Genomic DNA, 25,130 nt, shown 5'->3' with positions numbered 1-25,130 from the left:
ATGTCGAAGCTGGGCAATCTCGGCGCCAAGCTGTATCGCGGTGATGTCGGGTACGACTTCATCGGGAAGCGCAAGATCTGGTACGGCGTCTCGATCCTGATCACCATCGCGGCCATCCTCGGCCTGACGGTGCGCGGCCTGAACATGGGCATCGAGTTCGAGGGCGGCGCGATCTTCACGACGCCCAAGACCAGCGTCTCGGCCCAGAAGGCCGAGGAGTACGCGGCGGAGGCCTCGGGCCACCCGGCCGTGGTGCAGGAGCTCGGCTCGGGCGGTCTGCGCATCCAGGTCGCGGGCGTCGACACCGCCAAGTCGGACCAGATCAAGGCCGAGCTGTCCAAGGACATGGACATCAAGGCCGACGACATCAACGCCGACCTGGTGGGCCCCAGTTGGGGCGCCTCGATCGCCAACAAAGCATGGCAGGGCCTGGCCATCTTCATGGTCCTCGTCGTGATCTATCTGGCGATCGCCTTCGAGTGGCGGATGGCGCTCGCGGCACTCGTCGCGCTCATCCACGACATCACGATCACGGTCGGGATCTACGCGCTGGTGGGCTTCGAGGTCACCCAGGGCACGGTGATCGGTCTGTTGACGATCCTTGGTTATTCGCTCTACGACACGGTCGTCGTCTTCGACTCCCTCAAGGAACAGACGAAGGGCCTGGAGAAGCAGACCCGCTTCACGTACAGCGAGGTCGCCAACCGGTCGATCAACAGCACCCTGGTCCGCTCGATCAACACCACGATCGTGGCGCTCCTCCCGGTCGGCGGCCTGCTGTTCATCGGCGGCGGCTTCCTCGGCGCGGGCATGCTGAACGACATCTCGCTGTCGCTCTTCGTGGGCCTCGCCGCCGGTGCGTACTCGTCGATCTTCATCGCCACTCCGCTGGTCGCCGACCTCAAGGAGCGCGACCCGAAGATGAAGGCGCTCAAGAAGCGGGTGCTCGCCAAGCGGGCCGCCGCCTCGGCGAAGGCCGATGAGGCCGTCGTGGGCCACCAGGCCGACGGCTCGCCGGGCACGGAGGCCGAGCCGGAGGACGCCGCCCCCGCGGGCGCCGGTTCCGCTGCTTCGGGACCGCGCAACCAGCCGGCCCGTAACCGCGGCCGCGGCCGCCCCTCGGGCAAGCGCCGCTGAGCCAGTCCTTCACCGTCGCCACAAGGGCGCCAGGAGCCTTCGGGGCCCTGGCGCCCTTGGCGTTCGTCGACAGCGGCGACTGCTAGGGTTGGCGGTCGCCGCAAAGCGGTCGAATCTCCCGGAAAAACTCTTCATATACTCGCTGAGGTGCAGAAATGACCGACATCAAGGAGCTGCTCCTCAGCCGCATCCGCGATGTGCAGGACTATCCGGAGCCCGGCGTCCTTTTCAAGGACATCACCCCGCTGCTCGCGGACCCGGCGGCCTTCACGGCCCTCACCGACACGCTCGCGGAGCTCTGCGTCCGTAACGGCGCCACGAAGATCGTCGGCCTGGAGGCGCGCGGCTTCATCCTGGGCGCCCCCGTCGCGATCCGTGCGGGCCTCGGCTTCATCCCCGTACGCAAGGCGGGCAAGCTCCCCGGTGCGACGCTCACGCAGTCGTACGACCTGGAGTACGGCTCCGCCGAGATCGAGGTGCACGCCGAGGACCTCGGCGCCGACGACCGCGTCATGGTGATCGACGACGTGTTGGCCACCGGCGGCACCGCCGAGGCCGCGGTGCACCTGATCCGCCGTGCGGGCGCAGAGGTCGCGGGCTGCGCCGTCCTCATGGAGCTGGGTTTTCTGCCGGGCCGAGGACGACTGGAATCCGCCCTCCAGGGCGCGCCGCTCGACGCCCTGCTTGTGGTATAAAACCGCAGTTCACAGCCTCGGCGGCGGGCCCGGAGGAATCCGGTGCCCGCCTCTGGTGTTTCACCAGTACGAAGGCGTCCCAGCAGCCCAGGGCGAGCCGAGGACGCCGGATCGATACCATGGGCTCTCCGGGACCTGAACGGGGGACCCGTCGCGCACGAGGAGCGCCGTTGCCAGACGAGGCCAAGCCACTCTCCGCCGCCACGCATGACGAACAGGCCACTCGCGCCGCGGCTCCTTCCGGCACGCCCGAGAAGGACGCGAAGCCGGCGAGGCCTGCGCCGCCGAGCGGCACGGCGGCCGAGCAGCCGCGCACCAAGCCCCCGACCAACCAGCCGCGCCCCACACCCCCGCCGGCGATCCGCGCGGCCACGAACCAGCCGGCCTCGCGCTCCGGCTCCTCCAACCGCGTCCGAGCCCGCCTGGCCCGCCTCGGCGTGCAGCGCTCGAACCCGTACAACCCGGTCCTGGAGCCGCTGCTGCGGATAGTGCGCAGCAACGACCCGAAGATCGAGACGTCCACGCTGCGCCAGGTCGAGCGCGCCTACCAGGTCGCCGAGCGCTGGCACCGCGGTCAGAAGCGCAAGAGCGGCGACCCGTACATCACGCACCCGCTCGCGGTGACGACGATCCTCGCCGAGCTCGGCATGGACCCGGCGACGCTCATGGCCGGGCTCCTCCACGACACGGTCGAGGACACCGAGTACGGCCTGGACACCCTCAAGCGCGACTTCGGCGACCAGGTCGCCCTGCTCGTCGACGGCGTCACCAAGCTGGACAAGGTCAAGTTCGGCGAGGCCGCGCAGGCCGAGACCGTGCGCAAGATGGTCGTCGCCATGGCCAAGGACCCGCGCGTCCTGGTCATCAAGCTCGCCGACCGCCTGCACAACATGCGCACCATGCGCTACCTCAAGCGCGAGAAGCAGGAGAAGAAGGCCCGCGAGACGCTGGAGATCTACGCTCCGCTGGCGCACCGCCTGGGCATGAACACCATCAAGTGGGAGCTGGAGGACCTCGCGTTCGCGATCCTCTACCCCAAGATGTACGACGAGATCGTGCGGCTCGTGGCCGAGCGCGCGCCCAAGCGCGACGAGTACCTGGCCATAGTGACCGACGAGGTGCAGTCCGACCTGCGCGCGGCCCGCATCAAGGCGACCGTCACAGGCCGCCCGAAGCACTACTACAGCGTTTACCAGAAGATGATCGTCCGCGGCCGTGACTTCGCGGAGATCTACGACCTGGTGGGCATCCGCGTCCTCGTCGACACGGTCCGCGACTGCTACGCGGCACTGGGCACCGTCCACGCCCGCTGGAACCCGGTTCCGGGGCGGTTCAAGGACTACATCGCGATGCCCAAGTTCAACATGTACCAGTCGCTGCACACGACGGTGATCGGCCCCAGCGGCAAGCCCGTCGAGCTCCAGATCCGTACGTTCGACATGCACCGCCGCGCCGAGTACGGCATCGCCGCGCACTGGAAGTACAAGCAGGAGCCGTCCGCCGGCGCCTCCAAGGTGCGCACCGACGTGCCCAAGTCCTCCGGCAAGGGCGGCAAGGACGACCACCTCAACGACATGGCGTGGCTGCGCCAGCTGCTCGACTGGCAGAAGGAGACCGAGGACCCGGGCGAGTTCCTGGAGTCCCTGCGCTTCGACCTGTCGCGCAACGAGGTCTTCGTGTTCACGCCGAAGGGCGACGTCATAGCGCTCCCGGCCGGGGCGACACCGGTGGACTTCTCGTACGCGGTCCACACGGAGGTCGGCCACCGGACCATAGGAGCACGCGTCAACGGGCGGCTCGTACCGCTCGAATCGACGCTGGACAACGGCGACCTGGTGGAGGTCTTCACCTCCAAGGCGCAGGGCGCGGGCCCGTCCCGCGACTGGCTGGGCTTCGTGAAGTCGCCGCGTGCGCGGAACAAGATCCGGGCCTGGTTCTCCAAGGAGCGCCGCGAAGAGGCGATCGAGCAGGGCAAGGACGCCATCGCGCGCGCCATGCGCAAGCAGAACCTGCCGATCCAGCGGATCCTGACGGGCGACTCGCTCGTGACGCTCGCGCACGAGATGCGCTACCCGGACATCTCGTCCCTGTACGCCGCCATCGGCGAGGGCCATGTCACGGCGCAGTCCGTCGTGCAGAAGCTCGTGCAGGCGCTCGGCGGCGAGGAGGCCGCCAACGAGGACATCGCCGAGAGCGCACCGCCCTCGCGCGGCCGCTCCAAGCGCCGTTCGAACGCGGACCCGGGCGTGGTGGTCAAGGGCGTCGACGACGTCTGGGTGAAGCTGGCGCGCTGCTGCACGCCGGTGCCCGGCGACCCGATCATCGGCTTCGTCACGCGCGGCAGTGGCGTATCGGTTCACCGCAGCGACTGCGTCAACGTCGACTCGCTGTCCCGCGAGCCGGAGCGCATCCTCGAGGTCGAGTGGGCGCCCACCCAGTCGTCCGTCTTCCTGGTCGCCATACAGGTCGAGGCGCTGGACCGCTCGCGGCTCCTGTCCGACGTGACCCGGGTCCTGTCGGACCAGCACGTGAACATCCTGTCCGCGGCGGTACAGACGTCCCGCGACCGGGTGGCCACCTCCCGCTTCACGTTCGAGATGGGCGACCCGAAGCACCTGGGCCACGTCCTGAAGGCGGTACGCGGGGTCGAGGGCGTGTACGACGTGTACCGGGTGACGTCGGCGCGACGGCCATAGTCATCAACTACGTAGAGGGGCCCCGGCACCAAGTGCCGGGGCCCCTCTACGTAGGAGAGTCCGTCACCCTCCGAACTCGTGCAGCCCCTTCACCGCCTGGTCCAACAGCGCCTGACGGCCGTCCAGTTCCCTCTGGAGCTTGTCCGCCTTCGCGTTGTTGCCCTGCGTGCGCGCCTGCTCGACCTGACCGCTCAGCTTGTCGACCGCCGCCTGCAGCTGGCCGGTGAGGCCCTCCGCACGCGCGCGTGCCTCCGGGTTCGTGCGGCGCCACTCGGCTTCCTCGGACTCCTGGATGGCGCGCTCCACGGTGTGCATCCGGCCCTCGACCTTCGGGCGGGCGTCCCGCGGGACGTGACCGATGGCCTCCCACCGCTCGTTGATCGAACGGAACGCGGCGCGTGCCGACTTCAGGTCCCCGATCGGCAGCAGCTTCTCGGCCTCGTCGGCGAGCACCTCCTTGAGCTTGAGGTTCTCGCCCTGCTCGGCGTCGCGCTCGGCGAACACCGCGCTGCGGGCCGCGAAGAAGACGTCCTGGGCGCCGCGGAAGCGGTTCCACAGGTCGTCCTCGTGCTCGCGCTGCGCGCGGCCCGCGGCCTTCCAGTCCGTCATCAGGTCGCGGTAACGGGCCGCCGTGGCGCCCCAGTCCGTCGAGTTCGACAGCGACTCGGCCTCCGCGACCAGCTTCTCCTTGGTCTTGCGGGCCTCCTCGCGCTGCGCGTCCAGCGAGGCGAAGTGCGCCTTGCGGCGCTTGGAGAACGCCGAGCGGGCGTGCGAGAAGCGGTGCCACAGCTCGTCGTCCGACTTGCGGTCCAGGCGCGGCAGGCCCTTCCAGGTGTCCACCAGCGCGCGCAGCCGCTCGCCGGCCGCCCGCCACTGCTCGGACTGGGCCAGCTCCTCCGCCTCGACGACCAGCGCCTCCTTGGAGTGCCGCGCCTCGTCGGACTGCTTGGCCTTCTGGACCTTGCGCTCCTCGCGGCGCGCCTCGACGCTCTCCACCAGCTTGTCGAGCCGCTTGCCGAGCGCTTCCAGGTCGCCGATCGCGTGGGCGTCCGTGACCTGCTCACGCAGGTGCTCGATCGCCGTCATGGCGTCCTTGGCCGACAGGTCGGTCGTCTTCACCCGGCGTTCGAGGAGCCCGATCTCGACGACCAGGCCGTCGTACTTGCGCTTGAAGTAGGCCAGGGCCTCGTCAGGAGACCCCGCCTTCCACGAACCGACCTCTCGCTCGCTGCCGTCGGCCGAACGCACGTACACGGTCCCCGTCTCGTCGACGCGGCCCCACGGGTCGCTGCTCACAGCGCCTCCTCCACATGATGCCTGCGCGGGGTGTCTCGCCCCTGGGCATCGTCCACAGTTTCCCGGCGGGCCCGGCCCGCCCTCCACAACGCGGCTCGAATCCGCGCCGCACGAAGCCAATCTAGGCGACCGGCCACCCCACTGTCCGCACTCAGCGCGGCTCAATTCCGTGCCTACGCGCGCGTGGGGCGGCCCTGTGGCCTCACTTCTTGGTGACCGTCGCCTTGCTCACCTTGACGGCCTCCTTGGGCGCCCCGTCCTCCGAGCCGCCGGTGACGCCCTTCGCGGCGACATCCTTGACGACCTTGAGGCCCTTGGCGTCCATCGTGCCGACGGGCGTGTACGTAGGCGTCAGCTTGCTGTCCTTGTAGACAAGGAAGAACTGGCTGCCGCCGGAGTCCGGCTGCCCCGTGTTGGCCATCGCGACCGTGCCCGCCTTGTAGGTCACCGAGCCGTCCTTGGCCGGCTTGCCGAGCCCGTCCAGACCCTCGTCGGGGATCGTGTAGCCGGGGCCGCCCGCGCCGGTGCCCTCGGGGTCGCCGCACTGCAGGACGTAGATGCCCTTGGTGGTGAGGCGGTGGCACTTCGTCCCGTCGAAGAAGCCCTTGTCCGCGAGGTGCTTGAACGAGTTCACGGTGTGCGGGGTCTTCGCCGCGTCCATGGCGACCGTGATGTCACCGGCACTCGTCTTGAAGGCCATGTCGTACGTGGCCTTCTTGTCGATCGCCATCTTGGGCTCCGACGCCTTCTTGCTCGGCGAGGCGGACGGGCTCGCCGCCGCGTCGGAGGTGTCCTTCTTGCCGTCACCGCTGAAGGCCCCGGCGGCGTATGCGCCGCCCGTGCCGAGGACGGCCACCGCGAGCACGGATGCGATCACGGTGTTGCGGGTGCGCGCCTTGCGTCGAGCGGACTCGCGCCGCTGCTGCTGGCGCAGGAACTTCTCCCGGGCGAGCTGACGCTGCCGCTGATCCTTGCTGACCACCGGGTCTTCTCCTCGTACGTCTCGTGACCTTCTTCGGGCCCCTGATAGTGCCCCGTACCGTATATGGGTTCGCTGTGGAATCGGCCGCGCCGGTAGGCTCTGATCCGCCGCATTCCGTTTCGACGACATACGAAGGACGAACGTGCTGATTGCCGGGTTCCCCGCCGGAGCCTGGGGCACCAACTGTTATCTGGTTGCCCCTGCCGCGGGTGAGGAGTGCGTGATCATCGACCCCGGCCACCAGGCCGCTCAAGGAGTCGAGGAAGCGCTCAAGAAGCACCGCCTCAAGCCGGTGGCGGTCGTCCTCACGCACGGGCACATCGACCATGTCGCCTCGGTCGTCCCGGTCTGCGGGGCGCACGACGTCCCGGCCTGGATCCACCCCGACGACCGCTACATGATGAGCGATCCGGAGAAGGGCATCGGCCGCTCCATCGGCATGCCGTTGATGGGCGAGCTGTCCGTGGGGGAGCCGGACGACGTGCGGGAGCTGTCCGACGGCGCGCAGCTGAAGCTCGCCGGGCTCGACTTCGGCGTCGCGCACGCGCCGGGCCATACCAAGGGGTCGGTGACCTTCCAGATGCCCGAGGCGGCGGACATCCCGTCCGTCTTCTTCTCGGGCGATCTGCTCTTCGCCGGCTCCATCGGACGCACCGACCTTCCCGGTGGCTCCATGGACGACATGCTCGAATCGCTGGGCCGTGTGTGCCTGCCGCTCGACGACTCGACCGTGGTGCTGTCCGGACACGGCTCCCAGACGACCATCGGCCAGGAGCGCGCCACCAACCCGTATCTGCGGCAGGTGGCCGCCGGCCAGGGACCCTCCACCGAGGCTCCCCGACGAGGAATGTGACGAGAACCTCCCGTGAGTACCTTCCAGGCCCCCAAGGGCACCTACGACCTGCTTCCGCCGGACTCCGCGACGTATCTCGCGGTCCGTGAGGCGATCTCCGCCCCGCTGCGGAACTCCGGCTACGGCTACGTAGAGACGCCCGGCTTTGAGAACGTCGAGCTCTTCGCGCGCGGTGTCGGCGAGTCCACCGACATCGTCACCAAGGAGATGTACGCCTTCGAGACCAAGGGCGGCGACAGGCTCGCGCTGCGCCCCGAGGGCACCGCGTCCGTGCTGCGCGCCGCCCTGGAGGCCAACCTCCACAAGGCGGGCAACCTCCCGGTCAAGCTCTGGTACTCGGGCTCGTACTACCGCTACGAGCGCCCCCAGAAGGGCCGTTACCGGCACTTCTCCCAGGTGGGCGCCGAGGCGATCGGTGCCGAGGACCCGGCCCTGGACGCCGAGTTGATCATCCTGGCCGACCAGGCGTACCGCTCGCTCGGCCTGCGCGACTTCCGCATCCTGCTCAACTCGCTCGGTGACAAGGAGTGCCGTCCCGTCTACCGGGCCGCGCTCCAGGACTTCCTGCACGGCCTCGACCTCGACGAGGAGACGCTGCGCCGCGCCGACATCAACCCGCTGCGCGTCCTCGACGACAAGCGGCCCGACGTGCAGAAGCAGCTCACGGACGCGCCGATGCTGCGCGACTACCTGTGCGACGCCTGCAAGGCGTACCACGAGCAGGTGCGCGAGCTGCTGACCGCCGAGGGCGTCGCCTTCGAGGACGACGAGAAGCTGGTCCGCGGGCTGGACTACTACACCCGTACGACCTTCGAGTTCGTCCACGACGGTCTCGGCTCGCAGTCCGCGGTCGGCGGCGGCGGCCGCTACGACGGCCTGTCCGAGATGATCGGCGGCCCCTCGCTGCCGTCGGTCGGCTGGGCGCTCGGCGTGGACCGTACGGTCCTGGCCCTGGAGGCGGAGGGCGTCGCGCTCGAACTGCCCGCCACCACCAGCGTGTTCGCGGTGCCGCTCGGCGAAGAGGCGCGGCGCGTGCTGTTCGCCAAGGTGACCGAGCTGCGCAAGGCCGGGGTCTCGGCGGACTTCTCGTTCGGCGGCAAGGGCCTCAAGGGCGCCATGAAGAATGCCAACCGGTCGGGCGCGCGGTTCACGCTCGTCGCCGGTGAGCGGGATCTGGCCGAGGGTGTCGTGCAGCTCAAGGACATGGAGTCGGGCGAGCAGGACGCCGTCGCGGTCGACGAGATCGTGAACGTGCTCACCGCGAAGCTGAAGTAGGCGGATTTGCACACTTGATGTTCGAGGCTCCGGAACACGCTTCCGGAGCCTCGAACGTTTTCGCCCCCGAGGGCGTACATGCTTATGTCCAACGAACGGTGGACACAGGGGCCGGTGCGGCAGAATGAACGCGACCGCAGCACCCACTCGCGTACTCACCTACGGATCGGCGTGATGAGCAAGACGACGACAGTAAGCGACACCGGTTCCCGTGACGCCGGTGCCGAGCCCGCACCGCGATCCGTCGGTGGCAGCCGAGCCTTCGGGCTGCTTCTGGTGATCACAGGGGCGGCCGGGCTGCTCGCCTCGTGGATCATCACTCTCGACAAGCTCAAGCTGGCCGAGGATCCGAACTTCACGCCGGGCTGCTCCCTGAACCCGGTCATCTCCTGCGGCAACATCATGAAGAGCGACCAGGCGACGGCCTTCGGCTTCCCGAACCCGTGGCTCGGCCTCGTCACCTACGCCATCGTGATCGGCGTCGGCATGAGCCTGCTGGCCCGCGCGCGGTTCCCGCGCTGGTACTGGCTGACCTTCAACTTCGGCTGCCTCTTCGGCGTCTGCTTCGTGTCCTGGCTGCAGTTCCAGTCCCTGTACCGGATCAACGCGCTGTGCCTGTGGTGCTGCCTCGCCTGGGTCGCCACGATCATCATGTTCTGGTACGTCACGTCGTCCAACATCCGCAACGGCTTCCTGCCGGCGCCGCGCCCGGTCAAGACGTTCTTCGAGGACTTCACCTGGGCCCTGCCGGTGCTGCACATCGGCATCATCGCCGTGCTGATCTTCACGCGCTGGGGCTCCACGCTCTGGGCCTGAGCGGCCCGCGCCCGCGGCGTTGTCAGTGGCGTGACTTAGGGTTCTGATCGTGGAACCCGACCTGTTCACCGCCGCAGCCGAAGACCGCCAGGAGAAGGACCCGACCGCGAGCCCCCTGGCCGTCCGGATGCGCCCACGCGTCCTCGACGAGGTCGTCGGCCAGCAGCACCTGCTCAAGCGGGGCTCGCCGCTGCGCCGGCTCGTCGGCGAGGGCGGTTCCGGTCCCGCGGGCGCCTCGTCGGTGATCCTCTGGGGCCCGCCGGGCATCGGCAAGACGACGCTCGCGTACGTCGTGTCCAAGGCGACGAACAAGCGGTTCGTGGAGCTGTCCGCGATCACCTCGGGCGTCAAGGAAGTGCGCGCCGTCATCGAGGGTGCCCGGCGCGCGATGGGCGGGCACGGCAAGGAGACCGTCCTCTTCCTCGACGAGATCCACCGCTTCAGCAAGGCCCAGCAGGACTCGCTGCTGCCCGCCGTCGAGAACCGCTGGGTGACGCTGATCGCGGCGACCACGGAGAATCCGTACTTCTCGGTGATCTCCCCGCTCCTGTCCCGCTCCCTGCTGCTCACCCTCGAATCGCTCACCGACGACGACCTGCGCGGACTGCTCGCGCGTGCGCTCACCGAGGAGCGCGGCCTCGCCGGTGCGGTGACGCTCGCCGAGGACGCCGAGGGGCACATCCTGCGCGTGGCCGGCGGCGACGCCCGGCGCGCGCTCACCGCCCTGGAGGCGGCGGCCGGCGCGGCCATCGCCAAGGGCGAGGAGACCATCACCCTCGAAAGCGTCGAGGAGTCGGTGAACCGCGCGGCGGTGACGTACGACAGGGACGGGGACCAGCACTACGACGTGGCGAGCGCCCTCATCAAGTCCATCCGCGGCTCGGACGTGGACGCGGCGCTGCACTACCTGGCCCGCATGATCGAGGCCGGTGAGGACCCCCGCTTCATCGCCCGCCGCCTGATGATCTCCGCGAGCGAGGACATCGGCCTCGCGGATCCGACGGCCCTGCCGACCGCCGTCGCCGCCGCCCAGGCCGTCGCGATGATCGGCTTCCCGGAGGCGGCGCTCACCCTGAGCCACGCGACGATCGCCCTCGCCCTGGCCCCGAAGTCGAACGCGGCGACGACGGCGATCGGCGCCGCCATGGAGGACGTACGCAAGGGCCTGGCCGGAGCCGTGCCCGCGCACCTGCGCGACGGGCACTACAAGGGAGCCGCCAAGCTGGGCCACGCGCAGGGCTATGTGTATCCGCACGATGTGCCCGGCGGCATCGCCGCCCAGCAGTACGCGCCGGACGCGATAGCGGGCCGCCGCTACTACCAGCCGACGCGCTACGGGGCGGAGGCCCGGTACGCGGACGTGGTGGAGCGGGTCCGCGAGCGGCTGGGGGGCCCTGGCGGCGAGGGGTCCGACTGATCCGGTAGACTGCCCCGAAGTGCTGTGTCCCGTGCCCGGGATCCCGAAAGGGAGACCGGCACCACCAGAGCGGGACACCAAGCCGGATCCCCCGAACCGCGCGTTCTTCGCACGGCACAGGAGATCCAGGAGCGTCGCGCACCGTCGAAGGTGTCGCGGGCAGCCCACCACCAGCCCGGCCCGCAAGGGCCAGGAGTCCGGTCGGTGGGCCACTCGCGTGCTGCACGTATGTGCCCAGACCTGGGAACGGCTGCCCTGCCGTCCGCAAGGACAGCGGTGGGGTTTCCCGGGCTGCGGATGCGACCTCCCCGAACCCTGGTGAAGCCGTATTCACATCAGAAACACGAGGTGTTTGGTTCATGCCGAACCAGTCCCGTCCCAAGGTCAAGAAGTCGCGTGCCCTCGGCATTGCGCTGACCCCGAAGGCCGTCAAGTACTTCGAGGCCCGCCCCTACCCGCCGGGCGAGCACGGCCGTGGCCGTAAGCAGAACTCGGACTACAAGGTCCGTCTGCTCGAGAAGCAGCGTCTGCGCGCTCAGTACGACCTGAGCGAGAAGCAGATGGCCCGCGCCTACGACCGCGCGAAGAAGGCCGAAGGCAAGACCGGCGAGGCCCTGGTCATCGAGCTCGAGCGTCGTCTCGACGCCCTGGTTCTCCGTTCGGGCATCGCCCGCACGATCTACCAGGCCCGTCAGATGGTCGGCCACGGCCACATCGAGGTCAACGGTGGCAAGGTCGACAAGCCGTCGTTCCGTGTCCGTCCCGACGACGTCGTGATGGTTCGCGAGCGCAGCCGCAACAAGCCGCTGTTCCAGGTCGCGCGTGAGGGTGGCTTCGCCCCCGACGGCGAGACCCCGCGTTACCTCCAGGTGAACCTGAAGGCTCTGGCCTTCCGCCTGGACCGTGACCCGAACCGCAAGGAGATCCCCGTGATCTGCGACGAGCAGCTCGTCGTCGAGTACTACGCCCGCTGATCTCCCTTACCGGAGTCTCCCGCAAGGGAGAGCGGACGTAGTCTCACCTGCGTTTCAACCCGCCGTCTCCCCGCCCTTCCAGGTGCGGGAGGCGGCGGGTTCGCGTTTCTGACCGACCGGTTCCGCGAGGCGGGCCGGATGCGGGACCGCCGTGGTCGGGCGCTGCCGCCGGCCGCGGCTCAGCGCGCGGGCCACCGCCTCGTCGTGCTCCAACTGCTCGCCCGAGCGCGCGAGTTCCGCGAAGCGGGCGTCGCCGAGCGCCTGCCGTGCCTGTGTCTCGCACCGCTCGTGCGGCGTGTTGTAGTGGGCCGAGCCGAACAACGGCAACCCCACGGACGGCCACATCCGGGCCGCCGCCCCCTGCAGCACCGCGGCCTCGGCGGCGTCCCCCTCTTCAAGAGTGACCAGGGCGAGCAGCTCCATCGACAGCACCGTGCCCAGCAGGTCGTGGAACTCGTGGTCGATGGCCAGGCACTCGTCGAGCAGCCCGCGCGCCTGCGCGTAACCCCCCTCCATCCACTGCGCGTACGCCAGCACATAGAGCGCGTACGCGAGGGTCCAGCGCTCCCCGTGGTCCTCGCACACCTGTCGTACGTCCGCGCAGAGCGCCACGGCCTCCGCCAGATCGCCCTGGAAGGCGAGCGCCATCGCCAGCTCGACCTGGCCCATCAGCACGTTGCTGTTGAGCTCGCCGATCTCCCGGTAGCCGGCCAGCGCGGTGCGCAGCAGGTCCTCGGCGCGCGGCATGTCGTCCGTGACCAGGGCCAGGCACCCGGTGCGGTGCACCGCGTACGCGAGCGCCGTGGCGTCGCCGGTGCGCTCCGCCTCCTCGCGGCACTCCTGCAGCGCGGCGAGCGCGGGCACCGTGTCGCCCTGCAGGATCGCGACGTAGCCGAGCACCCACAGCGCCTTGAGGCGCGAGGCCCCGTACTCCGTGTCCTCGTCGACGAACCCGGGGCAGACGTCACCGTCGTCGAACTCGACGTCCAGGCCGACGCTGCGGTCCAGCCAGTGCCGCCCCTCGGACAGCCGCCCGCAGCCCGCCCAGTAGAACCAGAGCGTGCCCGCCAGGTACTGGCCCAGATGCGTCTCGCCCGGTTCCGTCAGACAGTGTTCGAGGGCCGCCCGCAGATTCGGCAGCTCCGTCTCGACCCGGGCCGCCACCTCGCCCTGCCGGGGCGAGAACCAGTCCAGCTCGCACCAGGTGGCCAGGCCCATGTACCAGTCGCGGTGCCTGCGCCGCATCCGGCGGCCGTCGCCCAGACTGTCCAGCCACTCGGCCCCGTACGCGCGCACCGTGTCGAGCATCCGGTAGCGCACCTCGCCCCGGGCCTCCTCGCGGACGACCACGGACTGCGCGAGCAGTTCGTCCAGGACGTCGACGACGTCGTCCGCGAGCAGGCTCTCGCCACCGCACACGTACTCCGCCGCCTCCAGGTCGAACGAGCCGGAGAACACCGAAAGGCGCGCCCACAGCAACCGCTCCTGGGGCGTGCACAGTTCATGGCTCCAGCCGATCGTGGTGCGCAGCGTCTGGTGGCGCGGCAGCGCATCCCTGCCGCCTCCACGCAGCAGCCGGAACCGGTCGTCGAGCCGCTCCATCAGCTGCGGAGGCGACAGCACCCGCAGCCGCCCGGCCGCGAGCTCCACCGCGAGCGGCAGACAGTCGAGGCGCCGGCACACCTCCAGTACGTCGATCAGTGTGCGCCCGTCCAACTGGAAGCCGGGCAGCAGCGCCGTGGCCCGGTCGGCGAACAGCTCCGCCGCGTCGGCCGGCGTCAGCGGCGCCAGCGGGAAGGCCTGCTCCCCGTCGACGGCGAGCGGCCTGCGACCCACCGCGATCACCCGGAGCCCCGGCGCCGCGCGCAGCAGGTCCCGTATGAGGGAGGCGCAGGCGTCGACGAGGTGTTCGAACCCGTCGAGCACGAGCACGAGCCGGCGCTCGGCGAGGTGGTCCACCAGCACCTGACGGGGCGCGCGGGTGGTGTGGTCGGTGAGGCCGAGGGCCTCGGCGAGCGTGTACTCGACGAGCTCCGGCAGCCGCACGGTCGCCAGCTCCACCCGCCACACCCCGTCGGGACACAGGGACCGCGGGAGCCGGGCGGCGGCGTGCGCGGCGAAACGGGACTTGCCGACGCCGCCGACTCCGGTGACCGTGACCAGGCGGCCCGACTCCAGGGCCGCTACCAGCGCCGCGAGTTCGGCGGCACGGCCGACGAAACGATTGAGTTCGTGGGAGAGGTTGCCGGGTTGTGGGGGACCGGCGGGGACATCTGTGGGGCGCGAAGTGCGTCGCATGGGGCACAGAGCGTACTCAGGCGTGCGCGCTCCGTACAATCACTCTGCCGAATGTCCACCGCTCGGGACGCGAATGCGGTACGGAGCGCGGGGTCGGGCGCGATAGGCTCGGGGGACGACTTTTTGATGTTCAGTAGCTGTGCGTTCGTACAGAGTCCTCGTACAGAGCTAGGGAGCGGTGCCACGTGTCCGGTGGAGAGGTTGCCGGGATTCTGGTGGCTGTCTTCTGGGCGATCCTGGTCTCCTTCCTCGCGGTGGCGCTCGTGAGGCTGACCCAGACGCTCAGGGCGACCACCAAGCTGGTCGCGGACGTGACCGAACAGGCCGTCCCGCTGCTCGCCGACGCCTCCGCCGCGGTGCGCTCCGCGCAGACCCAGATCGACCGTGTCGACTCGATCGCCTCGGACGTCCAGGAAGTCACGTCGAACGCGTCGGCGCTCTCCTCCACCGTGGCCTCCACCTTCGGCGGCCCGCTGGTCAAGGTGGCCGCGTTCGGCTACGGAGTGCGCCGGGCCATCGGCGGCCGGGGCAAGGACGCGCCCGCCAAGGAGCCGCGTCGTACCGTGATCGTGGGGCGCCCGCTCCCCGGGGCGCGCCGGGCCAAGCGGGCCAATCGGAACCAGAGGGACTGACCGAAGACATGTTCCGCCGTACGTTCTGGTTCACCGCGGGCGCAGCCGCCGGCGTATGGGCCACCACCAAGGTCAATCGCAAGATCAAGCAGCTGACGCCGGAGTCGCTCGCTGCCCAGGCCGCCAACAAGGCGGTCGAAGCGGGCCACAAGCTCAAGGACTTCGCCCTCGACGTCCGCGACAACATGGCCGAACGCGAGGCCGAACTGGGCGACGCCCTCGGCATCAACGAGGCGCCGGATCCCGAACTGGCGCCGCAGAGCCGCTTCGCGGTCCTCCAGAACACCTTCACCACGAAGCAGACCAAGCAACTCAAGCAACCCAAGTACCTCGAGAACACGCGGTACTCGATCAACAATCGGAATGAGGACCACTGATGGAGTCGGCTGAAATCCGTCGCCGCTGGCTGAGCTTCTTCGAGGAGCGTGGCCACAAGGTCGTGCCCTCGGCGTCGCTCATCGCGGACGACCCGACTCTGCTGCTCGTCCCCGCAGGCATGGTCCCGTTCAAGCCCTACTTCCTGGGTGAGGTCAAGCCGCCCGCGCCGCGCGCCACTTCGGTCCAGAAGTGCGTGCGCACGCCGGACATCGAAGAGGTCGGCAAGACCACGCGGCACGGCACGTTCTTCCAGATGTGCGGCAACTTCTCCTTCGGCGACTACTTCAAGGAAGGCGCCATCAAGTACGCCTGGGAGCTGCTCACCAGCTCCGTGGCGGACGGTGGCTACGGTCTGGAGCCCGAGAAGCTCTGGATCACCGTCTACCTCGACGACGACGAGGCCGAGCGGATCTGGCACGAGGTCGTCGGCGTGCCGAAGGAGCGCATCCAGCGCCTGGGCAAGAAGGACAACTTCTGGTCCATGGGCGTCCCGGGCCCCTGCGGCCCCTGCTCCGAGATCAACTACGACCGCGGCCCCGAGTTCGGCGAAGAGGGCGGCCCGATCGTCAACGACGAGCGCTACGTGGAGATCTGGAACCTGGTCTTCATGCAGTACGAGCGCGGCGCCGGCATCGGCAAGGAGGACTTCGAGATCCTCGGCGACCTGCCGTCGCAGAACATCGACACGGGTCTCGGCCTCGAGCGCCTCGCCATGATCCTGCAGGGCGTACAGAACATGTACGAGACGGACACCCTGCGCGTCATCATCGACAAGGCCACCGAGCTGACCGGCGTCGCCTACGGCGCCAAGCACGAGTCGGACGTCTCGCTGCGCGTCGTCGCCGACCACATGCGTACGTCGACGATGCTCATCGGTGACGGCGTCACGCCCGGCAACGAGGGCCGCGGCTATGTGCTGCGCCGCATCATGCGCCGCGCCATCCGCAACATGCGCCTCATGGGCGCCACCGGGCCGGTCGTGCAGGAGCTGCTCGACGTCGTGATCGACACGATGGGGCTGCAGTACCCGGAGCTGATCTCCGACCGCAAGCGCATCGAGACGGTCGCGCTCGCCGAGGAGGCCGCGTTCCTCAAGGCCCTCAAGGGCGGCACGAACATCCTGGACACCGCCGTCACCGAGACGAAGGCCGCGGGCAAGTCGGTCCTCGCCGGCGACAAGGCGTTCCTGCTCCACGACACGTGGGGCTTCCCGATCGACCTCACCCTGGAGATGGCCGCCGAGCAGGGCCTGTCCGTGGACGAGGACGGCTTCCGGCGCCTGATGAAGGAGCAGCGGGAGCGCGCCAAGGCGGACGCCCAGGCCAAGAAGACGGGCCACGTCAACGTCGGCGCGTACCGCGAGATCGCCGACGCCGCCGGTGCCACGGACTTCATCGGCTACGCGTCGACCGAGGGTGAGTCCCGCATCGTCGGCCTGCTGGTGGGTGGCGTCTCCTCGCCGGCCGCCACCGAGGGCGACGAGGTGGAGGTCGTGCTCGACCGCACCCCGTTCTACGCCGAGGGCGGTGGCCAGATCGGCGACACCGGCCGCATCAAGCTGGACAACGGCGCGGTCATCGAGGTCCGCGACTGCCAGAAGCCGGTCCCCGGCGTGTACGTCCACAAGGGCGTCGTGCAGGTCGGCGAGGTGACCGTCGGAGCCCCGGCCCAGGCGATCATCGACGTGACCCGCCGCCGCGCCATCGCCCGCGCCCACTCCGCCACGCACCTGACCCACCAGGCGCTGCGCGACGCGCTCGGCCCGACGGCCGCGCAGGCCGGTTCCGAGAACCAGCCGGGCCGCTTCCGCTTCGACTTCGGTTCGCCGTCCGCCGTGCCCACGGCCGTGATGACGGACGTCGAGCAGAAGATCAACGAGGTCCTGGCCCGCGAGCTCGACGTGCACGCCGAGGTCATGTCGATCGATGACGCCAAGAAGCAGGGCGCCATCGCCGAGTTCGGCGAGAAGTACGGTGAGCGCGTCCGCGTCGTCACGATGGGCGACTTCTCCAAGGAGCTGTGCGGCGGCACGCACGTGCACAACACCGCCCAGCTGGGTCTGGTGAAGCTGCTCGGCGAATCCTCCATCGGCTCCGGCGTGCGCCGCATCGAGGCCCTCGTCGGCGTGGACGCGTACAACTTCCTCGCCAAGGAGCACACGGTCGTCGCCCAGCTCCAGGAGCTGGTCAAGGGCCGCTCCGAGGAGCTGCCCGACAAGATCTCCGCGATGCTCGGCAAGCTCAAGGACGCCGAGAAGGAGATCGAGAAGTTCCGCGCGGAGAAGGTCCTCCAGGCCGCCGGCGGTCTCGCCGAGGGAGCCAAGGACGTGCGGGGCGTGGCCCTCGTCACCGGCCAGGTCCCGGACGGCACGTCCGCCGACGACCTGCGCAAGCTGGTCCTCGACGTGCGCGGCCGCATCCAGGGCGGCCGCCCCGCGGTCGTCGCCCTCTTCACCACGGTGAACGGCAAGCCGCTCACGGTCATCGCCACCAACGACGCCGCGCGCGACCGCGGCCTCAAGGCCGGCGACCTGGTCCGTACGGCCGCCAAGACCCTCGGCGGCGGTGGCGGTGGCAAGCCGGACGTCGCACAGGGCGGCGGCCAGAACCCGGCCGCGATCGGCGACGCCATCGACGCCGTCGAGCGCCTCGTCGCGGAGACCGCGAACTGATGCGCCGAGGCCGCCGTTTGGCGATCGACGTCGGGGACGCCCGGATCGGGGTCGCGTCCTGCGACCCCGACGGGATCCTCGCGACGCCGGTGGAGACCGTGCCGGGACGCGATGTCCCGGCCGCCCACCGGCGCCTGAAGCAGATCGTCGAGGAGTACGAGCCGATCGAGATCGTCGTCGGACTCCCTCGCTCCCTCAAGGGCGGCGAGGGTCCGGCGGCCGCCAAGGTCCGCGGCTTCGCCCAGGAACTCGCCCGAGGCGTGGCACCCGTTCCGGTGAGACTCCTCGACGAGAGGATGACCACAGTGACGGCCAGTCAGGGCCTGCGGGCCAGCGGTGTTAAGTCCAAAAAGGGCCGCTCTGTCATCGACCAGGCGGCCGCCGTCATCATCCTTCAGCAGGCCCTGGAGTCCGAACGGGCGTCAGGAACTGCTCCGGGCGAGGGCGTCGAAGTGGTTGTCTGATCGCGATACGGTAACGTTCCGCGCGACCGGCGGTGTTCGAATAGCCGCCGCACAGCATCAAGAGGCGGAACGGTTGCCCTTCCTGATCGGGCCTTCCTGATCGGACAGCGGCCCACACCTGCCTCGCGGCTTGTAGGGGACCGATGACTGAGTATGGCCGGGGCCAAGGCTCCGAACCGTGGCATCCCACGGACCCGCTGTACGGGGACCAGGGGTGGGGGCAGCAGGCCGGACACGGCCAAGCTGCCTACGGCGGCCAGGGGAGTTACGACCCTCAGCAGGCCTACGACGGCGACTGGGACACCAACGGTCAGCAGGGCTATGGCTACGGCCAGGACCCCAGCTATGGTCAGGATCCCGGCTATGGCCAGGACCCCCACTACGGTCAGGACTCCGGCTACGGCCAGCAGTCGTACGGCGGACAGCAGGGCCAGGGCGGCTGGGACAACAGCGGCCCGCATGCCCAGCCCCCCTACGGCGTGGACCCCGCGGACCCGTACGGCACCGGTCAGCACGCCGCGTACAACGGCGAGGAGCCGGACTACTACAACACCCCCGGCGCCTACCCGCCGCCGGAGCCGCCCGGCCACCGCCGCCCGCAGGACCCGGGGACCGGCTGGGACGCCGGCCCCGACCAGGGCGAGGAAGCGTTCTTCAACGGCGGTGGCGACGACGAGGACGACTACGACGAGGGGCGCGGCGGGCGCCGGGGCCGCGGCGGCAAGAAGCCGAAGAAGCGGCGCAGCGGCTGCGCCTGCCTGGTCCTGACCGTGATCTTCGCGGCCGGTGTCGGCGGCGTCGGCTACTTCGGCTACCAGTTCTACCAGGACCGTTTCGGCACGGCGCCGGACTACGCGGGCGAGGGCAACGGCGAGCAGGTCACCGTCGTCATCCCGAAGGGCTCCGGCGGCTACACCATCGGGCAGAAGCTGAAGGATGCCGGCGTCGTGCAGAGCGTCGACGCGTTCGTCGCCGCCCAGTCGGCCGACCCGAAGGGCAAGTCGATCCAGGACGGCGCGTACGTCATGGAGAAGCAGATGTCCGCGTCGAGCGCCGTCGAGCTGCTGCTCAGCCCGGAGAGCCACGCCAACCTCACGATCCCCGAGGGCTGGCGCAACGCCAAGGTCTACGAGCTGATCGACAAGAAGCTGAAGGTCGACAAGGGCACCACGGCCAAGGTCGCGAAGAAGGACTACAAGGACCTCGGGCTGCCCGACTGGGCGCTGAACCGCCGCGGCGTGAAGGACCCGCTGGAGGGCTTCCTCTACCCGTCGAGCTACGCGGCCGCCAAGGGCATGAAGCCCGATGAGGTCCTGAAGGACATGGTGGCGCGGGCCGACGACAAGTACCAGCGGCTCGACCTCGAGGGCGAGGCCAAGAAGCTCCGCCTCGAAAACCCGTGGCAGGTGCTCACCGTCGCGAGCCTCGTGCAGGCCGAGGGCAAGACGCACGACGACTTCCGGAAGATGGCCGAGGTCGTCTACAACCGCCTCAAGACGTCGAACACGGAGACCAACCAGCTCCTGCAGTTCGACTCGACCTTCAATTACCTCAAGGGTCAGAGCAACATCAACATCGGCGAGTCCGAGATCAACAGCAATAAGGACCCGTACAACACCTACACGCGCAAGGGGCTGCCGCCGGGCCCGATCGGCAACCCCGGTGACGTGGCCCTCGCCGCGACGCTCAACCCGACGGACAACGGCTGGATCTACTTCGTGGCCACGGACGGCATGCACAAGACCGAGTTCGCGAAGACCAACGCCGAGTTCGAGAAGCTGAAGGAAAAGTTCAATGCCAGCCAGTCCAACTGACGTGCGCAGGGCGGCAGTTCTCGGCTCGCCCATCGTCCACTCCCTCTCGCCGCAGCTGCACAACGCGGCGTACGCGGAGCTGGGTCTGGACGAGTGGCGGTACGACCGGTTCGAGACCGACGAGGTGGCGCTGCCCGGCTTCCTCGCCGGGCTCGGTCCCGAGTGGGCCGGTCTCTCGCTGACGATGCCGCTGAAGCGCGCCGTGATCCCGCTGCTCGACGAGGTCACCGAGACCGCGCGCTCCGTGGAGGCCGTGAACACGGTGGTGCTGCGCGCCGACGGGCGGAAGGTCGGCGACAACACCGACATCCCGGGGCTGATAGCGGCGCTGCACGAGCGCGGCGTGGAGAAGGTCGAGTCGGCGGCGATCCTCGGCGCGGGCGCCACCGCGTCCTCCGCGCTCGCCGCGCTCTCCCGGATCTGCACCGGCGAGGTCGTCACCTACGTACGCAGCGAGCAGCGCGCCGACGAGATGCGCGGCTGGGGCGAGCGCCTCGGGGTCCGGGTGCGCACGGCCGACTGGGCCGACGCCGCGCAGGCCTTCGAGGCCCCGCTGGTGATCGCCACGACGCCGAAGGGCGGCACGGACCACCTGGTCGAGGCGGTGCCCGAGAGCGTCGGCACGCTCTTCGACGTCCTCTACGACCCCTGGCCCACGCCGCTGGCAGCCGCCTGGGAGCGGCGCGGCGGGGCGGTGCTCAGCGGGCTCGACCTGCTCGTGCACCAGGCCGTCTTCCAGTTCGAGCAGTTCACCGGGGACACCCGTCCGGTGCTCGCCGCCATGCGCGCGGCGGGCGTGAAGGCGCTCGGCTGACCCCTGCGTGTGTGGCTCGCGTCTCATGTGGCGTCCGCACCCCGGACACCGGAAACGTCGGGCTCTGCGGGCATGGGAGGATCGTTCCCATACACAGAGCGCGAGCATGAGGAGCACCGTTGAGCAGGTTGCGCTGGCTGACCGCGGGGGAGTCGCACGGCCCCGCACTCGTCGCGACGCTGGAGGGGCTTCCCGCCGGCGTTCCGATCACCACGGAGATGGTGGCGGACCACCTGGCACGGCGCCGCCTCGGCTATGGCCGCGGCGCGCGGATGAAATTCGAGCGTGACGAGGTCACGTTCCTCGGCGGTGTCCGGCACGGGCTCACCATGGGTTCCCCGGTCGCGATCATGGTCGGCAACACCGAGTGGCCCAAGTGGGAACAGGTCATGTCCGGTGACCCGGTCGACCCGGAGATCCTCAAGGACCTGGCGCGCAACGCGCCGCTGACCCGCCCGCGCCCCGGCCACGCCGACCTCGCGGGCATGCAGAAGTACGGCTTCGACGAGGCCCGCCCGATCCTGGAGCGTGCCTCCGCCCGCGAGACGGCCGCCCGGGTCGCGCTCGGCGCGGTCGCCCGGTCGTACCTCAAGGAGACGGCCGGCATCGAGATCGTCAGCCACGTCGTCGAGCTGTGTTCGGTGAAGGCGCCGCAGGGCGTCTACCCGACGCCGGCCGACGTCGAGAAGCTGGACGCCGACCCGCTGCGCTGCCTGGACGCGGACGCGTCGAAGCAGATGGTGGCCGAGGTCGACCAGGCCCACAAGGACGGCGACACGCTCGGCGGCGTCGTCGAGGTCCTCGCCTACGACGTGCCGGTGGGTCTCGGCTCGCACGTGCACTGGGACCGCAAGCTCGATGCCCGTCTGGCCGGTGCGCTCATGGGTATCCAGGCCATCAAGGGCGTCGAGATCGGCGACGGCTTCGACCTCGCGCGGGTGCCCGGTTCGCAGGCGCACGACGAGATCGTGAAGACGGACGACGGCATCCGCCGCGTCTCCGGCCACGCGGGCGGCACCGAGGGCGGCCTGAGCACGGGTGAGCTGCTGCGCGTGCGCGCCGCGATGAAGCCGATCGCGACCGTGCCGCGCGCCCTGAAGACCGTGGACGTCGCCACCGGTGAGGCCACGCAGGCCCACCACCAGCGTTCCGACGTCTCCGCCGTGCCGGCCGCCGGCATCGTCGCCGAGGCGATGGTCGCGCTCGTCCTCGCGGACGCGGTCGCGGAGAAGTTCGGCGGCGACAGCGTGCCCGAGACCCGGCGCAACGTCACCTCGTACCTCGACAACCTCCAGATCCGGTGAGCGGCCCGCAGATCGTCCTCGTCGGACCGATGGGGGTCGGCAAGTCGACGGTGGGCGCGCTGCTCGCCGAGCGGCTCGGCTGCGCCTACCGGGACACCGACGACGACATCGTCACCGCGCAGGGCCGCGCCATCGCGGAGATCTTCGTCGACGAGGGCGAGGCGCACTTCCGTGCCCTGGAGAAGGCCTCCGTGGCGGCCGCGCTGGCCGGCCACGAGGGCGTGCTCTCGCTGGGTGGCGGCGCGATCCTCGACGCCGACACCCGCGCCCTGCTGGACGCCCACCCGACCGTCGTCTATCTCTCGATGGATGTCGAGGAGGCGGCTCGGCGGACCGGACTGAACACGGCCCGGCCGCTGCTCGCCGTCAACCCCCGCAAGCAGTGGCGGGAGTTGATGGAGGCGCGCAGGCATCTGTACACCGAGGTCGCCCGAGTGGTCGTGGCCACCGACGGCCGCACCCCCGAAGAGGTCGCCGAAGCGGTCCTCGACGCACTGGAGTTGAAGCAGGCATGAGCGAGGAAGCCACCCGAATCCACGTCGGCGGCACCGCCGGAACGGACCCGTACGAGGTCCTGGTGGGGCGTCAACTCCTGGGTGAACTGGGCTCGTTGATCGGCGACAAGGTCAAGCGCGTCGCCATCGTGCACCCGGAGGCGCTCGCCGAGACCGGTGAGGCGCTCCGCGGCGACCTGGCCGACCAGGGCTTCGAGGCGATCGCCATCCAGGTGCCGAACGCCGAGGAGGCCAAGACCGCCGAGGTCGCCGCGTACTGCTGGAAGGCCCTCGGGCAGTCCAACTTCACGCGCTCCGACGTCGTCGTCGGCGTCGGCGGCGGCGCGACCACGGACCTCGCCGGGTTCGTGGCCGCGACCTGGCTGCGCGGCGTGCGCTGGATCGCCATCCCGACGACCGTGCTCGCCATGGTGGACGCGGCGGTCGGCGGCAAGACCGGCATCAACACCGCCGAGGGCAAGAACCTGGTGGGCGCCTTCCACCCGCCGGCCGGAGTCCTCTGCGACCTGGCGGCTCTGGACTCCCTCCCGGTGCACGACTTCGTGTCCGGTCTCGCCGAGGTCATCAAGGCCGGTTTCATCGCCGACGAGAAGATCCTCGAACTCATCGAGGAGGACCCGGAGTCGGCCCGCACACCGACCGGCAAGCACACCGCCGAGCTCATCGAGCGCGCCATCAGGGTCAAGGCCGAGGTCGTCTCGTCCGACCTGAAGGAGGCGGGCCTGCGCGAGATCCTCAACTACGGGCACACGCTCGCGCACGCCATCGAGAAGAACGAGCGCTACAAATGGCGGCACGGCGCGGCCGTCTCCGTCGGCATGCTCTTCGCCGCCGAACTCGGCCGCCTGGCCGGGCGGTTGGACGAGGCGACCGCCGACCGCCACCGCACGGTCCTGGAGTCGGTGGGTCTCCCACTGACCTACCGCTACGACCAGTGGCCCAAGCTCCTCGAAACGATGAAGGTCGACAAGAAGTCCCGCGGCGATCTGCTGCGCTTCATCGTCCTCGACGGCCTCGGCCGGCCGACCGTCCTGGAGGGGCCCGACCCCGCCGTGCTGCTCGCCGCGTACGGCGAAGTGGCGGAATAGGGCGGTCCGTTCACGTTCGGGCACGTCGTGACCTCCCCGGCCGTTCACACAACGGCGGCCGGGGACGGTACCGTTCAGTAGCGCCCCGTTCGCCGGCGCCCAAGTGACCGTCGTACGAGATGGAGTGGCACCGGATGCAGCACGCAGGGGGGTCTCCGCTGCCGCCGCCCCATCGGCCGGGGCACATGTCGGCAGGCCCCTTGCCGCAGGCGAGTCACGCACAGCAGCCGCCACCGCCCGGCGTGCCGGGCTTCAGCGGAGCGCCGCCGCACCACCCGCCCGCCCAGCCGCCGCACATCCAGGCGCCGCAGGCCCCGGCCCCGCCACCGCCGCAGGTCGCGCATCCGCAGCAGCAGCCGCCGCGTGAGACCACCGGCCATGTGCAGCTCCCGACCGGGGCTCCCGTCGCCGTGCCGAGTCCGCCGCCCGCGCAGGCGCCCGCCGACTCGACCTCGACCACGCTCGCCGTACTGCTCATCGGTCCCGCGGGCGCGGGCAAGACGAGCGTCGCCAAGTACTGGGCGGAGAGCCGTCGGGTCCCGACGGCCCACATCAGCCTCGACGACGTACGGGAATGGGTGCGCTCGGGCTTCGCCGACCCGCAGAGCGGCTGGAACGACAACAGCGAGGCGCAGTACCGGCTGGCCCGCCGCACCTGCGGTTTCGCCGCGCGCAACTTCTTGGCGAATGGAATCTCCTGCATCCTCGACGATGCGGTGTTCCCGGACCGGCCGGTGGTCGGCCTGGGCGGCTGGAAGCGGCACGTGGGCCCCGGCCTGCTGCCCGTGGTCCTCCTCCCCGGCCTGGAGATCGTCCTGGACCGCAACTCCCGGCGCAGCGGCAACCGTCGCCTCACCGACGAGGAGGTCGCCCGTATCCACGGGCGCATGGCGGGCTGGTACGGCTCGGGCCTCCCGATCATCGACAACTCCCAGCTGGACGTCCCCGGCACGGCCCAGGTCCTGGACGAGGTCCTGGCCCGAGCGATCACGAGCCCACCGAAATGGTGAC

21 protein-coding genes are annotated in these 25,130 nt (G+C 69.9%); 18 read left to right on the top strand and 3 right to left on the bottom strand.

Annotated features, from left to right (window positions below):
• From secF to OKJ99_RS03640, 3 genes are all read left to right on the top strand, one after another.
• Positions 1 to 1,137: a protein translocase subunit SecF gene (gene secF / locus OKJ99_RS03650; protein ID WP_326014262.1), complete on the top strand. Its 1,137-nt coding sequence runs from the start codon at positions 1 to 3 to the stop codon at positions 1,135 to 1,137.
• 155 nt (positions 1,138 to 1,292) lie between these two features.
• Positions 1,293 to 1,832 (top strand): adenine phosphoribosyltransferase, encoded by a 540-nt coding sequence (locus tag OKJ99_RS03645; RefSeq protein WP_326014261.1) that lies wholly within the window; start codon positions 1,293 to 1,295, stop codon positions 1,830 to 1,832.
• Positions 1,833 to 2,002: 170 nt separating this feature from the next.
• A complete protein-coding gene (locus tag OKJ99_RS03640; RefSeq protein WP_326014260.1) occupies positions 2,003 to 4,528 on the top strand; it encodes a RelA/SpoT family protein in 2,526 nt (841 codons plus the stop codon).
• A 63-nt stretch (positions 4,529 to 4,591) separates the two neighbouring features.
• Here the strand turns inward: OKJ99_RS03640 and OKJ99_RS03635 are convergent, their stop codons facing one another.
• Complete coding sequence (locus tag OKJ99_RS03635) at positions 4,592 to 5,824, bottom strand: DUF349 domain-containing protein (protein ID WP_326014259.1); 1,233 nt, start codon at positions 5,822 to 5,824, stop codon at positions 4,592 to 4,594.
• 202 nt (positions 5,825 to 6,026) lie between these two features.
• On the bottom strand, positions 6,027 to 6,806 hold the full coding sequence (locus OKJ99_RS03630) for a peptidylprolyl isomerase (RefSeq protein WP_326014258.1): 780 nt from the start codon (positions 6,804 to 6,806) through the stop codon (positions 6,027 to 6,029).
• 142 nt (positions 6,807 to 6,948) lie between these two features.
• Between OKJ99_RS03630 and OKJ99_RS03625 the strand changes: the two genes are divergently transcribed.
• The 5 genes from OKJ99_RS03625 (at position 6,949) to rpsD (ending at position 12,141) form a co-directional block, all read left to right on the top strand.
• A complete protein-coding gene (locus OKJ99_RS03625; protein WP_326014257.1) occupies positions 6,949 to 7,659 on the top strand; it encodes an MBL fold metallo-hydrolase in 711 nt (236 codons plus the stop codon).
• Positions 7,660 to 7,671: 12 nt separating this feature from the next.
• Positions 7,672 to 8,934 (top strand): histidine--tRNA ligase, encoded by a 1,263-nt coding sequence (gene hisS, locus OKJ99_RS03620; RefSeq protein WP_326014256.1) that lies wholly within the window; start codon positions 7,672 to 7,674, stop codon positions 8,932 to 8,934.
• Between the two features lie 174 nt (positions 8,935 to 9,108).
• Entirely contained in the window at positions 9,109 to 9,750 is a 642-nt protein-coding gene (locus tag OKJ99_RS03615; protein ID WP_326014255.1) for a vitamin K epoxide reductase family protein, read from the top strand.
• A gap of 49 nt (positions 9,751 to 9,799) precedes the next feature.
• Positions 9,800 to 11,167, top strand: coding sequence for a replication-associated recombination protein A (locus OKJ99_RS03610; RefSeq protein ID WP_326014254.1), 1,368 nt, complete (start codon positions 9,800 to 9,802; stop codon positions 11,165 to 11,167).
• Between the two features lie 359 nt (positions 11,168 to 11,526).
• The gene (gene rpsD / locus OKJ99_RS03605; RefSeq protein WP_266721773.1) at positions 11,527 to 12,141 is read left to right on the top strand and encodes a 30S ribosomal protein S4; all 615 of its coding nucleotides are present in this window, start codon (positions 11,527 to 11,529) and stop codon (positions 12,139 to 12,141) included.
• A 54-nt stretch (positions 12,142 to 12,195) separates the two neighbouring features.
• Here the strand turns inward: rpsD and OKJ99_RS03600 are convergent, their stop codons facing one another.
• On the bottom strand, positions 12,196 to 14,439 hold the full coding sequence (locus tag OKJ99_RS03600; RefSeq protein ID WP_326014253.1) for an ATP-binding protein: 2,244 nt from the start codon (positions 14,437 to 14,439) through the stop codon (positions 12,196 to 12,198).
• Between the two features lie 185 nt (positions 14,440 to 14,624).
• On the opposite strand from OKJ99_RS03600, the gene OKJ99_RS03595 reads away from it, so the two are divergent.
• The 10 genes from OKJ99_RS03595 (at position 14,625) to OKJ99_RS03550 (ending at position 25,129) form a co-directional block, all read left to right on the top strand.
• Positions 14,625 to 15,071 carry a DUF948 domain-containing protein gene (locus tag OKJ99_RS03595; protein WP_326014252.1) on the top strand — a complete coding sequence of 149 codons (447 nt, stop codon included), beginning with the start codon at positions 14,625 to 14,627 and terminating at the stop codon, positions 15,069 to 15,071.
• An 8-nt stretch (positions 15,072 to 15,079) separates the two neighbouring features.
• Positions 15,080 to 15,448 (top strand): DUF6167 family protein, encoded by a 369-nt coding sequence (locus tag OKJ99_RS03590; RefSeq protein ID WP_326014251.1) that lies wholly within the window; start codon positions 15,080 to 15,082, stop codon positions 15,446 to 15,448.
• Positions 15,448 to 18,120 (top strand): alanine--tRNA ligase, encoded by a 2,673-nt coding sequence (gene alaS / locus OKJ99_RS03585; protein ID WP_326014250.1) that lies wholly within the window; start codon positions 15,448 to 15,450, stop codon positions 18,118 to 18,120. The genes OKJ99_RS03590 and alaS overlap by 1 nt, the downstream gene beginning before the upstream one ends.
• Complete coding sequence (ruvX, locus tag OKJ99_RS03580) at positions 18,120 to 18,584, top strand: Holliday junction resolvase RuvX (protein WP_326014249.1); 465 nt, start codon at positions 18,120 to 18,122, stop codon at positions 18,582 to 18,584. The genes alaS and ruvX overlap by 1 nt, the downstream gene beginning before the upstream one ends.
• A 143-nt stretch (positions 18,585 to 18,727) precedes the next feature.
• A complete protein-coding gene (mltG, locus tag OKJ99_RS03575; protein WP_326014248.1) occupies positions 18,728 to 20,398 on the top strand; it encodes an endolytic transglycosylase MltG in 1,671 nt (556 codons plus the stop codon).
• The gene (locus OKJ99_RS03570; protein WP_326014247.1) at positions 20,379 to 21,212 is read left to right on the top strand and encodes a shikimate dehydrogenase; all 834 of its coding nucleotides are present in this window, start codon (positions 20,379 to 20,381) and stop codon (positions 21,210 to 21,212) included. The genes mltG and OKJ99_RS03570 overlap by 20 nt, the downstream gene beginning before the upstream one ends.
• 119 nt (positions 21,213 to 21,331) lie before the next feature.
• Positions 21,332 to 22,516 (top strand): chorismate synthase, encoded by a 1,185-nt coding sequence (gene aroC / locus OKJ99_RS03565; RefSeq protein ID WP_326014246.1) that lies wholly within the window; start codon positions 21,332 to 21,334, stop codon positions 22,514 to 22,516.
• On the top strand, positions 22,513 to 23,031 hold the full coding sequence (locus tag OKJ99_RS03560) for a shikimate kinase (protein WP_326014245.1): 519 nt from the start codon (positions 22,513 to 22,515) through the stop codon (positions 23,029 to 23,031). The genes aroC and OKJ99_RS03560 overlap by 4 nt, the downstream gene beginning before the upstream one ends.
• On the top strand, positions 23,028 to 24,119 hold the full coding sequence (aroB, locus tag OKJ99_RS03555) for a 3-dehydroquinate synthase (RefSeq protein ID WP_326014244.1): 1,092 nt from the start codon (positions 23,028 to 23,030) through the stop codon (positions 24,117 to 24,119). The genes OKJ99_RS03560 and aroB overlap by 4 nt, the downstream gene beginning before the upstream one ends.
• A 134-nt stretch (positions 24,120 to 24,253) precedes the next feature.
• Positions 24,254 to 25,129: a Pro-rich N-terminal domain-containing protein gene (locus OKJ99_RS03550; RefSeq protein ID WP_326014243.1), complete on the top strand. Its 876-nt coding sequence runs from the start codon at positions 24,254 to 24,256 to the stop codon at positions 25,127 to 25,129.
• The last annotated feature ends 1 nt before the right edge of the window (position 25,130 follow it).

It is taken from the genome of Streptomyces endophyticus, from assembly GCF_035798155.1.
GTDB lineage: Bacteria > Actinomycetota > Actinomycetes > Streptomycetales > Streptomycetaceae > Streptomyces > Streptomyces endophyticus.
This window is presented reverse-complemented; position numbering and strand designations above follow the sequence as displayed.

Coding starts and splice junctions, on each gene's coding strand:
- secF (WP_326014262.1), top strand. CDS start 1: ATGTCGAAGCTGGGCAATCTCGGCGCCAAGCTGTATCGCGGTGATGTC.
- OKJ99_RS03645 (WP_326014261.1), top strand. CDS start 1,293: ATGACCGACATCAAGGAGCTGCTCCTCAGCCGCATCCGCGATGTGCAG.
- OKJ99_RS03615 (WP_326014255.1), top strand. CDS start 9,109: ATGAGCAAGACGACGACAGTAAGCGACACCGGTTCCCGTGACGCCGGT.
- rpsD (WP_266721773.1), top strand. CDS start 11,527: ATGCCGAACCAGTCCCGTCCCAAGGTCAAGAAGTCGCGTGCCCTCGGC.
- OKJ99_RS03600 (WP_326014253.1), bottom strand. CDS start 14,439: ATGCGACGCACTTCGCGCCCCACAGATGTCCCCGCCGGTCCCCCACAA.
- OKJ99_RS03590 (WP_326014251.1), top strand. CDS start 15,080: ATGTTCCGCCGTACGTTCTGGTTCACCGCGGGCGCAGCCGCCGGCGTA.
- alaS (WP_326014250.1), top strand. CDS start 15,448: ATGGAGTCGGCTGAAATCCGTCGCCGCTGGCTGAGCTTCTTCGAGGAG.
- ruvX (WP_326014249.1), top strand. CDS start 18,120: ATGCGCCGAGGCCGCCGTTTGGCGATCGACGTCGGGGACGCCCGGATC.
- mltG (WP_326014248.1), top strand. CDS start 18,728: ATGACTGAGTATGGCCGGGGCCAAGGCTCCGAACCGTGGCATCCCACG.
- OKJ99_RS03570 (WP_326014247.1), top strand. CDS start 20,379: ATGCCAGCCAGTCCAACTGACGTGCGCAGGGCGGCAGTTCTCGGCTCG.
- aroB (WP_326014244.1), top strand. CDS start 23,028: ATGAGCGAGGAAGCCACCCGAATCCACGTCGGCGGCACCGCCGGAACG.
- OKJ99_RS03550 (WP_326014243.1), top strand. CDS start 24,254: ATGCAGCACGCAGGGGGGTCTCCGCTGCCGCCGCCCCATCGGCCGGGG.